An 11384-nucleotide genomic window follows, 5' to 3' on the forward strand; every position below is an offset into this window, starting at 1 on the left:
TAGAACGCTCCGTTCGCCAAGGAAATATTAATATCATGTTTTGGACGTCCTATATACAATAATGCCTACAGTTACTATAGAGTCAACTGCTATTTTTCATTCATTTTCACCTTAAGCTGAACGATATATTCCGGCTTTTGATGAGAGGAATACGTCGTTGGCAGATAAAACTCATACACGTCTGATTGCACGCTGCATTGCTGCTGTTCAATATAATGCAGCAGCTGATTGTAATGCTCCATATAATTATCCATCGAAAACATAAAGGATATACACAGATAGCGCCCCTCGCTCATCGTAACGACAGACATGTCTTTATCCAGATTATGTAGGTAACGGTCAGTCAGTAAAGGTGTAAATAAGTATTGATATTGAATCTCTTCTAACGAGCCAAACGCCTTTAGCGGATAGATGCATCCAAACTTCGTTGCCACGCCACCCGCTTCATCTATCGTTTTAATTAACGGTGTGAAGTAATCATTCGATACAAAGGCAGGAGAAGAATTTTGCAGCTTAATGCTTAACAAGCGAATCGCATCTTCCTCACTTTCATATACCTCGTCCATGACGGGAATAGAAAGCTGATTTGAAATTTGGCTTTTCGTCTTTAATAGCGTGTTCTGAACTTCCTGCAGCCTTTTAATTTTAGAGTCTATGACCGTCTCCTGATCAGCTAAAAATGTGACCAGCTCATCGAGCGTATAGTCCAGTACTTGCTTAATCGTTGCAAGTGGAATCTCAAGATATCGCAACGCTTTGATCAGATCGAGACTATGCAGCTGCGTATCATCATAGTACCGATAATTCGAGCTTGGATCGATATGTATCGGTTTAAACAAGCCTATCTGGTCGTAATACCGAAGGGTTTGAATAGGTAAATTAGAAAGCTTAGACATCTCACCTATCGTGTAGTAATTGTTGCTCATAACATACTTCCCTCTATTTCAAATTAACCTTCTATAACTAAAGCGCTGCTTCTTCGCAAGTAATCATTCTACTTCTCATTGCGATTATTTACGTCCGTAATCGGCCTTAATTTCTCCCCAGCGCTCCGTTTGCCACTTCATAATTTTTGTGGAATATGTATTGGATTTAAGCCAATCCGTTGCACGATCAACTAAGTCCCACATCTCTTGTGTAGAAGCATTGCGTGCAAGGTTTGTGTTGGGCGACTTTTGCTTTACCCACTTCATCGCAGTCATCGAATCACTATATATATTGCGTGTATCACCTGTTTTTGCGATAAATGCAAGTGCATGGACGATGGCCAGATACTCGCCTAGATTATTCGTACCATTGGGAATCGGCCCAACCGAGAACAGCACCTCACCCGTTTTCGTATCGACGCCTTTATATTCAATCGGCCCTGGGTTGCCGGACGTTCCTACATCGACAGATATCGTATGATAGTCGATCTCCTCCTGTACGGATGCAGCTGAAGCAGAGCTAACCGTTTTCTTCGATTTAGATGCCGCATAGCCACTTGCACTTGAAGCGGCTTTGCCTTTATTATTGCCCCAATGTGATTGCCAGCCCTGCGCGTAGGCTTTCTCTGCCTCCGCTTTAGACTCATACGCTTTAAACTTGGCGCCTTCAAAGCCATTCACCTGCTGCTGACAATCACTCCAGCTTGTATATATCCCTGGTTTCTTTCCAACCCAAACAACGTAATATTTTTGCTTAGCCATTATGCACCCCATAGATTGATTCATTTGACCATTGGCTTGATACTTGTCCATGGTCATTCGGCGATTCGGTTGCCTTATTCAAAAGTAACGTATTTCGGGGGATAAATCCAGCGCTCCGTAGTTGGTGAGGTTGCAACGTCGTCCTCTGGTTGCAGCGCTACGTAGATGGTGAGGTTTATGCAGCGCTACGTAAATAGTGAGGCTACAATTGCTGTTGCCCTCTGATTTCATCGCTCCGTAGTTGGGCGATTTATGCAGCGCTACGTAAATAGTGAGGCTACAATTGCTGTTGTCCTCTGATTTCATCGCTCCGTAGTTGGTGAGGTTTATGCAACGCTACGTAAATAGTAAGGCTGCAATTGCTGTTGCCCTCTGATTTCTAGAAGGATATTATATGTAGAAATCAGAGGACAAAGGCAACCGCTATCGCTTTTCCGCTCTCACTATTTACTCCGCTGGAGCATGGGCTCGCCAGCTGCTACGCTGTGGGAAGCGCTTCGCGGGTTGCCTCGCTAGCTACTCCGAAGAGAGCATGGACTCGCCAGCTACTCCGCTAGGGTTGTTGTGGGTAGCGCTTCGGGGCGCTGCACCACCAACTACTCCGCTTGGGGGTGGTTGTGGGTCGTGCTTCGCGGGTTGCCTCGCTAGCTACTTCGCTGAGGCGGTTTGTCAACCGCTTCGCTTTTCCGCTCTCACTATTTACTCCGCTGGAGCATGGACTCGCCAGCTACTACGCTAGGGTTGTTGTGGGTAGCGCTTCGCGGGCTGCCTCGCAGCTACTCCGCTAAAAGTTCAAATCAATACAAAAACAGGGCACTCTCGGTCTTGTGTGACCTGAGTGCCCTTTGTGGCATATGATTTATATATTATTTCACGATGAGTACTGGACATTTGCTTAGCTGGGTAACCTTGTGGCTCACTCCGCCTAGCATCACTTCTTTAATATTGCCTAAGCCGCGGCTGCCGATGACGATGAGGTCATGCTGTTGTTCGCAGGCGACTTCAACAATTTTCCTTGATATGCTGCTGCCCTGTACGAATAAGCTGGAAGACTCGATGCCTTGTACCTTTAGCTTCTCCTGCGCTTCTCTCAGCAGCTCATGCCCGGCCTTGCTAACTTCTGCTAATATTTTTTGGAGATCGGTAATTACAACGTTCGGTGGGATGACCAGCTCTTTTCCGACATTGATCAGGGTAAGCTTCGCTTCATACTGCTTAGCAAGCTGCGCAGCAGTGTTCAGCACCTTTTCACTCATTTTAGAGCCGTCGATAGCAACAAGAATACAATTAAACATATACATTCCCCCTCAATTGTAGCTTACTCAAGTCTAGTAAGAGGTAGCTATACCTATATTATAAATGAAAGCGCTTCATATGTGCCAGATAAATTATGTAAATATTCTGACAACTATCAATGGATGAAAGCCTAGCTAAATCTATAGTATACTTACTTGAGAATGAATTAAGAGTAGGCGGTGCATGATCATTGACTCAATTTGAACCAAAAAAACGTGCTGCACGTAATCGTACAATTACGTTAACGGAGGACGAGCTTCAATTTTATAAAAAGCAGCTAATTACGTTGTCCGAGCCAGCCTCGGCAGAAACGATTATGAATAAAACGATTCATCAGGACTTATTTGAAGCGATTGACCGACTTCCTGATCAATTTGTTGACCTTATGTTTATTGATCCACCTTATAATCTTACGAAAAGCTTCAACGGTAAAACCTTCACTAAAATGTCCAGTGATGAGTACACCGAGTGGCTAGATTCCTGGTTTTCTAAGCTTGTCCGCGTGCTAAAGCCAGATGCCTCAGTATATATTTGCGGAGATTGGCGCTCCAGCCATTCGATTTTTGAGGTAGCATCGAGATACTTGAATGTCTTGAATCGTATCACTTGGGAGCGTGAGAAAGGTCGCGGCTCACTATCCAACTGGAAGAACGCATCCGAGGATATATGGTTCTGTACCAACTCCACGAATTACAAATTTTACGTCGATCGTGTGAAGATGAAGCGAAAAGTCATTGCTCCATATCGTAATGAGGAAGGCAAGCCGAAAGATTGGGACGAGCAATCTGGAGGAAAATTCCGTTTAACACATCCGTCTAACCTATGGACAGATCTTACCGTTCCTTTCTGGTCAATGCCAGAAAATACAGATCATCCGACTCAAAAGCCAGAGAAGCTGCTCGCAAAAATCATTCTGGCGAGCTCAGATGAGCAGGATGTTGTGTTCGATCCATTTTCTGGTGCAGGTACAACCTCTGTAACAGCGAAGAAGCTGAATCGACGCTACGTCGGTGTAGAGCTAGATGAGGTCTATGCTTGCTTAACTGAGAAGCGCCTTGCGCTTGCTGAGCAGGACGCATCGATTCAAGGCTACTCTGAAGGTGTATTCTGGGAAAGAAATTCGCTGCAGGAGCAGTCCAAGGCGAAGAGCACACGTCCAGCCGCTGATGAGAACATGACGCTAGATCTAGGCTTAGATCTGGATTAAAGTGGATTAACGAAGGGTAACTAAGGCGTCATAGAGGAATAACTTTTCACATTTAACATTAGTAGGCAACAGTTACAGTCACAGTTACAGTTACAGCCTATATTTTCATCTCCTCCATATGTGCATATAACAAAACAGCTGTCTCAAGCCGCGTCGACGCGACTTGAGACAGCTGTTCTTAATTTAAGAAGCAAGAGACAAGAAAAGTCCATTTACAATTTATTATGAGGATCTAGCATTTACGCCATTCTCTATCCCATTTCTGCTGCTAGTCTAATGATGTAGCTAGTGATAGAACTCGATCAGCTTAATCATTCGAACCCGCTACTCCGAGTACTTCTCACGAGCGATAAGCTCATCTATAAAGCTAAGCGCCCGCTCGGGATTGAATCGTGGTTCTCGATCTTTTGCAGCTAGTGCTTGAAACACGCGAGCGTGAAGCTGGCTGCTGCCTCTGGAGCTACGGCCTGACCAGTGATGCTGAATAAGCGTATGATCAAGGATATCCTCATCGAAGCAGTTTACCATATAGGTATCAATTTGCTGCAGCTCCGCATTGATATGGATCATATACACTGCGCACACGGTATGTCCGTCAGATAGTGCCTCCAGCTGCTTATCGACATTGTACAGCTTCGGATTGGCAGTTGCCGAGCCTGTGCTTGTCTTAATATCAATGAGCAGTCGCCCGCCATCGTCAAGCATTACCGTTTCATCTGCAAGACCGTGCTGATTCAGCCCTTCCTTCGTAAGCAGCTGTTCGATGCGATTGCCTCGCAAATTGACGTTGGTCGATTCTTCCTTAGCAATATTCAAAATTTCATCGCTGTACTTGAACACGAGCTGATCAAGCTCTGCCTTTACGCGCTCGAGCTCGTCATTCTTCGTGTAGGAATAGAGCAAGCTTTGATGAATACGCTCTGTCATCGCCTCATCAATGACGAATGCAGACTTTTGCGAGCTGATCTGCGACGTTTCCTCTACTAATCGACTGATATTATCAGCTGTTTCAATGCTTTCATGGAACGCAAACAACTCATCAAAATACTGTGGCTCATTAGGTATTACTCGATCTGCTGCCACCTTGATCTCTCGCATAATATCGTGCCCGAGAAACGAGCCGCGAATATTTGTCTCCGTCAACGCCTTGGAGCTATGCGATATTTTCTTCAAGAATGTCGTATTAACAAGCATAAATTCGTAGGAAGTCGGCTTCAGCAGACATAATATAATCGGTATGTGATCAAACTTTAGTACATTTTTTAACGCCAGCACTGTATTAGCAAAGCTATCCTTAGAGCTGTAGGAAAAGCGAACTGCATACTCTTCAGAATCCGCTATAAACAGCTTGCCCTTTTTCGTCATTTGAAATAGAGAGGTCAGATCCTCTACTGCCTTGCTCTTCTCAATCGGTGTATTTACATTATAATAGGCTTGAACTGCCCTTTGCAGCGCTTCTGCAATCATGTCCATCCCCCTGTTGCAATCTAGTAAGATCATCCTATTATACCGTAATGCATGACTGCTGTCAGAGGTAGGTTAATGGAAGCTAATCCCTAATTATGCTTGCGATAGCCCTGCAAAGCTAGTCTAGCTTTATATGCAAGCCACACGACTATAGCAACGAGCATCATGTCGAATACAACGTTAAACATAAACAGATGCTTGCTTAGATCAGCGAGCCCGTCCCCGACAATCGGAATGAGATAGGCAGCACAGCCCACCAATCCTAACAGCATAAACAGCTCTGCACGAATGCGATCTCTATGATGACGTGCACGCAGCCACTCGTACAGCGCTGCACCGTAGTAGAGTACATACACGAGCACGATAAAGTATAGCTTGCTTGGGATAACACTTCGCTTAAATTCACTCCAGCCACTATACTTAAAGGTCACTGCTCCTGGCGGCTTCCCCTCTGCTTTTTCATAATTCCCCAAGTAGTATGGACGAATATTCATACTATGCTCTGCTGCATAGGCCATCATCTCTATGAAACGACCAGGCTGCTTCAGATAGAACAGCATAATATCTACATGTGAGATGCGGCTATAAAAATCCTCCTCAAGCCTCGGATCATTCTGCTTAATCTCTGTATCTCCTTGAAAATAGTTTGTTCCAGCTAACACTGATAAATAGCTCGGTAATCCAAGCTTCTTCAGGTCATCCTCGACATCGTCCGAATGATGCAGCACGCCAAAAAATACCGTTTGATATAAATTAATTTGCTTAAAGTCCTTCGGCGCCAATATGTACATCGCTGCCGAGATAACCACTAATGCAGCACCTAGCGATAGTGCAACTCGCTTCCAGCTTAGACTATAATCGTGGACAAATGCTAAACGAATAAAGATGATGGCCAATAATATGCCAACGGGAGCATTCTGTGTTTTCGAGCAGACTAAGAAAAAGGATGCGATAAAAAACAGAACGAGCAATGTCTTTGTCGGCTTCTCATCATATGTTAGCTTTAAGCCTAGCGCCATCGTCAGCAATAAGAAAATAAGCGAGACTGGCTCACCATAAAGCGAATTAAAATACGCCATATACCCCACATCGTGAAAAACAAACAGCAGCAGTGCTGTTAGTACAATGGATACAAGCCATCCTTTCGCACGATACACGTGAATGAGGATGATATTTGCTGTCATGTGAAGAATGGCATAGATTACCCCGAGTACTCGGATATCAAATACAGCGGAGTTGAACAGCTGAGCAAAAAATCTGGCGACAGCTACAATGATGAGCTGCGTTGACGGATAAAAGCCTCTAAAAAACGCATCATAAGCATAAAGTGCATGGGCATAACGAAAAAAACGATCCTCATACGCTTCCGATATATCGTAGTAGTTTAAACCAATTGAACCCATTATTCTTAAAAAGTCGCCGTTATCCGCTACTCCAATAAAGCCTCCTGTGAACAGCAGAACGACCATTAGGATGGACGCTGCGATGGCATAAATCCATTCCATTCGTATGTATCTTTTCACGATCTTATCCCTCTCCAAACTTATCCTACTCAAAAAGTCCAGTATCAAAAAATCCAGTATATGTAACAGACCATCAATTATCATAACATAAACTTTCTACCTTACCAAAATAATCCACATTAACTACACTTATACGAATGCGAATCCTATTTCCGAAATACAAATCCCATTATGATGAAATGCATACGTGCATAGCGAATGGTTGACGGGTCATACTAAGCTTCGGAGGTGACGATAATGTCAGATGTACTGCCTATTGATAAGCAGACGTTAGCCCAAGCGTGGCAAAATACGCTGCCGACATTTCTTAATCAGGCGGATGAGTGCAATGTTCAACCAGATGCTAAGTTTGATGATACATTGCTCATCCATATTGCCAATAGTGGCCGTAGTCATTATTCCGCTGATTTTCGCTTAAGCTATGTTGATGAGCGTGAGGTTAAGGTCGAGCTGCTTGATGTAGAGAAAGGAAACACTGCTGCAGACGAGACAACGATCCATGCACAAAATCTTGTAGAGGGCTATGTTCGCAATATTCATGAATGTGCGCAAAGCTTGAAAGGACTGACGAATCAATGACAAAAGCAAAGCCAGGCATAGACAAAAACCTGCAAAATGTCGTCAAGGAATTGGAAACAACCCCAGACCTAACCTCTCATACGAACCAACAGCTGAATCAAAAGCATATGGATCAGCGTCATGAGGATATGCTTCATTTCCGCAAAAAAGCATATGAGAATGAGAACCAAGAATAAATACAGCAATATAGGAAAACGAAACGTTCAAGATACAATTTGTGCACATTTAGAGCACATTTAGAGCACAATTAAGTTACTTTAGGTAACAAATTTAAACGATATTGGAGGAGTTAACGATGGCAAAAGGAACGGACCGCAATCATTCAAATAAAGATCATCGCGCTAATACGAATCATCAACCTAACGAGCCGCTATCAGGCTCTAAAAAGGTCAAAAATGCTAACCATTCACGCAACAACCACGGTGAAGGTTCATAGTATCTGGACGCATAGCTTGATGCGTGTTGGCATGTCATATCTTCTGGAGCGCAGCTTTGCAGCAGGCTCGTAAGTTACAGCATTTTCTGTGATACAAAATGCTTAATTATCACTCGATTACGGTAGTTTTGTATGAAACTTCATACAAAACTCCACCATTTCACCCATCTGCACCTCATTTTGTATGATTTATCATATAAGGTGTCACCATCGGCGCATCGATATGTTATTTTGGGTGATTTTTCACACTAAAATGCTGCAATACAAAAAAGCTACAAAAAAAGCTGCCCATTAAGTCAGTTCAACTAACTTAATGGGCAGCAGCTCCTTTAACGCTTCCACTCTATTTAGCATCAATAATAAAATTCAACACTTCTTTTGTATTTGCAATGTCCTGATTGCATACGGCATTACGAGCTGCCACACCATGATCGAATCCCATATGATACTCTGCTCTACTTCGCTCATCCCATATTTTTGGTTTTTCAACTTGCATGCTGCAGCCAAAAGAAACATCGTCAAAGCCATCAGTGAAGCCATACATATATGGGATCGAGATATTTAATGCTTCGCATATTTCATCGCTCCCATAAGTATCATAACTAATCAACACCTGATTAATATCATGAAAACGATCGGATTTTTCGTGAATTACAACTGCAGCAATCGCACATCCACAGTTTTTCAGTTTTTCTCTTTGTCTCCCAATCCTTTAAATCCTGGAATTACAACTCCTGCCTGATAAGCATTCATAACTCTTTCAACAGTGATATTATTCAAAATTCTGACCATCCATTTTTCGACTTTTCGAGCAATCATTGCAAATCATAGCCTTATCATCCGATTCTACACCGTAGTATCTTTTAATCGTCTCATCCATTGTCTGATGAACTTTCCTAAGTACATGCAATTGGGACTTGAAACGTTCTTTTATTATATTGTCTATCTGGTCTGTACTCTCAGCTGCTTCCCACTGTATTTCAAGATCTGTAATATCGTTTTGGAGTCCATCTCTGATTTTACAAAACTGTAATACCACCTTTTCCTTTCGTGCGGTATCAAATTGTTTCAGCATTAAGTGATAGTCTTCTTCTGCGAATTTTCGGTCACTAAAATGCCTAGCATGAAGCTGTACATTTACCGTCATTTCAGTTTTTACCCGTACGTCGATATAAAGTTCTCCTGCATCTTCAATCAGCTTACAAGATATATCTGCATCATGATAAAATTCGTCCTCACTCTTGTAAAAACCCATTGATAGCAAATACTCATTTAGTAATCCTTCAGTAGCATCTGAAAATGCCATTCCAATAGAAGTAATAATGTCAGAGCGTTCATCTTCTGATAAGGAGCTATCCTTTAATAATTCGAAAGCCTGTGGTACCGTAGTAACTTCTTTAAGACGGGAGGTAAGATTACATTCGCCTATTCGTTCAATGAAAAGTGTTGTGATTTCTTCAAGGTGTTTTTCCATTGTACGCAACGAACGAATATGATTTGATTCCGTTTTCATTTTGTTTTCTCCTATACTTTAAATTTGGCTTTTTCTTAACCTTACTGATTTGTCACTTTGTCGGACTCCTCCTTTAGATTATTAATTAGGTTCTAGGCACAAAAATGCACCTCTCAACCGATCAATAGACACATAAAACATGCGAATTCTTATTGATCTACTTGAGAGGTGCATTTTTTAATATAATTTCCCTCAGAAATTAAAAAAAGCATCCTTAACGACGAAAAAAAGTAAGTACACTGAATGTGTGACTTTACATTAATCGTCCGTTTAAGATGCATTATTGTTTAGAAACCTTCCCAACGCGTGTCAGCAAGTTGAATGAACTAATGAAAGAACGTGATATTAATTAGAATACCATGAAATTTTACTGGATACATTACAATGCTAGCACCTCTAGTATATTAATAAAGAATAAAAGTTTTTGGTTTACCGTCATATTTTCGTTTCTCAATCGTCTTTAATATAAGAGGTTGTTCATCCAGTTAATCCATCATTAAATTAGTCACCGCCTCAGGCCAAGGAGGGAAGTCATTTGAGGTTAGTTACAAATCAAATCAAATTTTAGGAGGATATAAACATGACAATCAAAAAAATTAGATTACCTTTTCTTGTTTCTCTGCTATTAACTCTTTCGCTAGCTTTAACATCGGTTGCAGGTGCGGAATCATCCGTAGTAAATAATGTTCAGGACGAAGGACAAGTTGTTAGAGCATTTCTCGTCTCAGATGGAGTTCAAAAAGAAATCACCTTAGAAGAACTGGAAGCTATTAAAACTGAAAGTATTCAACAGCAGGCAAACATATTTAAGCAGAAAGAAACATATGTTAAACAAAATGCTGAATTACTTAACAACAATTCGCTCGCAGGAGATATATCTCCTATGGCCCTCTTGGATTTGAGCTACTACAATGAATCTGGCTTTATTTCAAATGTATACAGATGGAATCTAAATCGAAGAATTTCTGCTCCTCTATACAATGACTCTTCAACCCAAACTAATTCACAAACATTAACTTATTCCACATCTCAGTCTTATACAAGTAATTTTTCCTTTAGCACTTCCGGACAGAAAAATGCGATTACCGCTGGTGTAACTGTTGGCGCATCTTGGTCTGAAAATTTCAGTTTTTCTCAATCGGTCACTCAAAACGTCCCTCCTAAAAAATATGTATGGATGGATTACACTCCAATAATGGATAATTCTTATGGTATACTTCATGAAGAAGTTTGGTCCGTTGTTCCTGGAAGCTCTGTCAAGCTCGTTGATGAGGATCATTTCATTGATCTTTACATCGCTAAAGAGACATCTAATGGACTTCCGGACGGACTATATACACTTGTGGAGAGCTCTAGTAAACCGACATACTAAACTAAGACAGGTGATATAATGAGCAAACGAGCAACTGCATTGTCCTTTTTTGCATTGGCTGTTGTGTTATTCATCGGAAGAAAGTTTATTCACCATATCAGTGCTGCAATTTTTGGAGCAAGTAATGGGAACATGTCTACTGGTCAATACCAAATGGCATTAGATCTGACATCAACCTATTCTCAAATTCCTGAAATCGTTGCATTAGCTTTTGGTATCATTTTCTTCCTCTGGTCCCTTGCTAAAAAGGAATGAGATCATTTGCTGAATTAACGTCCCATAACAAAAACCCTGACTATATTA

General features: G+C 41.8%; 13 protein-coding genes. 6 read left to right on the plus strand and 7 right to left on the minus strand.

Translation table 11 applies throughout. The features are described 5' to 3' along the window. Nucleotides 1-89 precede the first annotated feature (89 nt). The 3 genes from NSQ99_RS23035 to NSQ99_RS23045 all read right to left on the minus strand — a co-directional run bounded on the left by NSQ99_RS23035 (nucleotide 90) and on the right by NSQ99_RS23045 (nucleotide 2983). Nucleotides 90-926, minus strand: coding sequence for a MerR family transcriptional regulator (locus NSQ99_RS23035; protein WP_340839260.1), 837 nt, complete (start codon nucleotides 924-926; stop codon nucleotides 90-92). Between the two features lie 84 nt (nucleotides 927-1010). After that, nucleotides 1011-1688: a ribonuclease H gene (gene rnhA, locus NSQ99_RS23040; protein WP_251669387.1), complete on the minus strand. Its 678-nt coding sequence runs from the start codon at nucleotides 1686-1688 to the stop codon at nucleotides 1011-1013. Nucleotides 1689-2554: 866 nt separating this feature from the next. Continuing rightward, entirely contained in the window at nucleotides 2555-2983 is a 429-nt protein-coding gene (locus NSQ99_RS23045) for a universal stress protein (protein WP_340839261.1), read from the minus strand. 191 nt (nucleotides 2984-3174) lie between these two features. On the opposite strand from NSQ99_RS23045, the gene NSQ99_RS23050 reads away from it, so the two are divergent. Next, nucleotides 3175-4191, plus strand: coding sequence for a DNA-methyltransferase (locus NSQ99_RS23050; RefSeq protein WP_340839262.1), 1017 nt, complete (start codon nucleotides 3175-3177; stop codon nucleotides 4189-4191). 324 nt (nucleotides 4192-4515) lie between these two features. On the opposite strand, the gene NSQ99_RS23055 is transcribed toward NSQ99_RS23050, so the two are convergent. Beyond that, entirely contained in the window at nucleotides 4516-5664 is a 1149-nt protein-coding gene (locus tag NSQ99_RS23055) for a hypothetical protein (protein WP_340839263.1), read from the minus strand. 83 nt (nucleotides 5665-5747) lie between these two features. Beyond that, a complete protein-coding gene (gene wsfD, locus NSQ99_RS23060) occupies nucleotides 5748-7181 on the minus strand; it encodes a glycan biosynthesis hexose transferase WsfD (protein ID WP_340839264.1) in 1434 nt (477 codons plus the stop codon). Nucleotides 7182-7418: 237 nt separating this feature from the next. Between wsfD and NSQ99_RS23065 the strand changes: the two genes are divergently transcribed. The 3 genes from NSQ99_RS23065 (at nucleotide 7419) to NSQ99_RS23075 (ending at nucleotide 8196) form a co-directional block, all read left to right on the plus strand. Next, nucleotides 7419-7760, plus strand: a complete 342-nt coding sequence (locus tag NSQ99_RS23065; RefSeq protein ID WP_340839270.1) for a hypothetical protein — start codon at nucleotides 7419-7421, stop codon at nucleotides 7758-7760. Beyond that, nucleotides 7757-7936 (plus strand): hypothetical protein, encoded by a 180-nt coding sequence (locus NSQ99_RS23070; RefSeq protein ID WP_340839265.1) that lies wholly within the window; start codon nucleotides 7757-7759, stop codon nucleotides 7934-7936. The genes NSQ99_RS23065 and NSQ99_RS23070 overlap by 4 nt, the downstream gene beginning before the upstream one ends. 119 nt (nucleotides 7937-8055) lie before the next feature. Next, nucleotides 8056-8196 (plus strand): small acid-soluble spore protein P, encoded by a 141-nt coding sequence (locus tag NSQ99_RS23075; RefSeq protein WP_251669401.1) that lies wholly within the window; start codon nucleotides 8056-8058, stop codon nucleotides 8194-8196. A 343-nt stretch (nucleotides 8197-8539) separates the two neighbouring features. Here the strand turns inward: NSQ99_RS23075 and NSQ99_RS23080 are convergent, their stop codons facing one another. Beyond that, nucleotides 8540-8806, minus strand: a complete 267-nt coding sequence (locus NSQ99_RS23080; RefSeq protein ID WP_340839266.1) for a hypothetical protein — start codon at nucleotides 8804-8806, stop codon at nucleotides 8540-8542. Nucleotides 8807-8968: 162 nt separating this feature from the next. Then, nucleotides 8969-9709 carry a hypothetical protein gene (locus NSQ99_RS23085; RefSeq protein WP_340839267.1) on the minus strand — a complete coding sequence of 247 codons (741 nt, stop codon included), beginning with the start codon at nucleotides 9707-9709 and terminating at the stop codon, nucleotides 8969-8971. 580 nt (nucleotides 9710-10289) lie between these two features. On the opposite strand from NSQ99_RS23085, the gene NSQ99_RS23090 reads away from it, so the two are divergent. Beyond that, nucleotides 10290-11081, plus strand: coding sequence for a hypothetical protein (locus tag NSQ99_RS23090; protein WP_340839268.1), 792 nt, complete (start codon nucleotides 10290-10292; stop codon nucleotides 11079-11081). Between the two features lie 18 nt (nucleotides 11082-11099). Continuing rightward, on the plus strand, nucleotides 11100-11336 hold the full coding sequence (locus NSQ99_RS23095; RefSeq protein ID WP_340839269.1) for a hypothetical protein: 237 nt from the start codon (nucleotides 11100-11102) through the stop codon (nucleotides 11334-11336). The last annotated feature ends 48 nt before the right edge of the window (nucleotides 11337-11384 follow it).

Origin of the sequence: Paenibacillus sp. FSL W7-1287, from assembly GCF_038004245.1 — a bacterium.
In the GTDB taxonomy this organism is placed as follows: Bacteria; Bacillota; Bacilli; order Paenibacillales; family Paenibacillaceae; genus Pristimantibacillus; species Pristimantibacillus camelliae.

What these genes read in the sequence shown, in the direction of transcription:
- NSQ99_RS23055 (WP_340839263.1), bottom strand. Translation starts at nt 5,664, where the DNA reads ATGGACATGATTGCAGAAGCGCTGCAAAGGGCAGTTCAAGCCTATTAT.
- NSQ99_RS23075 (WP_251669401.1), top strand. Translation starts at nt 8,056, where the DNA reads ATGGCAAAAGGAACGGACCGCAATCATTCAAATAAAGATCATCGCGCT.
- NSQ99_RS23035 (WP_340839260.1), bottom strand. Translation starts at nt 926, where the DNA reads ATGAGCAACAATTACTACACGATAGGTGAGATGTCTAAGCTTTCTAAT.
- NSQ99_RS23045 (WP_340839261.1), bottom strand. Translation starts at nt 2,983, where the DNA reads ATGTTTAATTGTATTCTTGTTGCTATCGACGGCTCTAAAATGAGTGAA.
- rnhA (WP_251669387.1), bottom strand. Translation starts at nt 1,688, where the DNA reads ATGGCTAAGCAAAAATATTACGTTGTTTGGGTTGGAAAGAAACCAGGG.
- NSQ99_RS23085 (WP_340839267.1), bottom strand. Translation starts at nt 9,709, where the DNA reads ATGAAAACGGAATCAAATCATATTCGTTCGTTGCGTACAATGGAAAAA.
- NSQ99_RS23095 (WP_340839269.1), top strand. Translation starts at nt 11,100, where the DNA reads ATGAGCAAACGAGCAACTGCATTGTCCTTTTTTGCATTGGCTGTTGTG.
- NSQ99_RS23065 (WP_340839270.1), top strand. Translation starts at nt 7,419, where the DNA reads ATGTCAGATGTACTGCCTATTGATAAGCAGACGTTAGCCCAAGCGTGG.
- NSQ99_RS23070 (WP_340839265.1), top strand. Translation starts at nt 7,757, where the DNA reads ATGACAAAAGCAAAGCCAGGCATAGACAAAAACCTGCAAAATGTCGTC.
- NSQ99_RS23090 (WP_340839268.1), top strand. Translation starts at nt 10,290, where the DNA reads ATGACAATCAAAAAAATTAGATTACCTTTTCTTGTTTCTCTGCTATTA.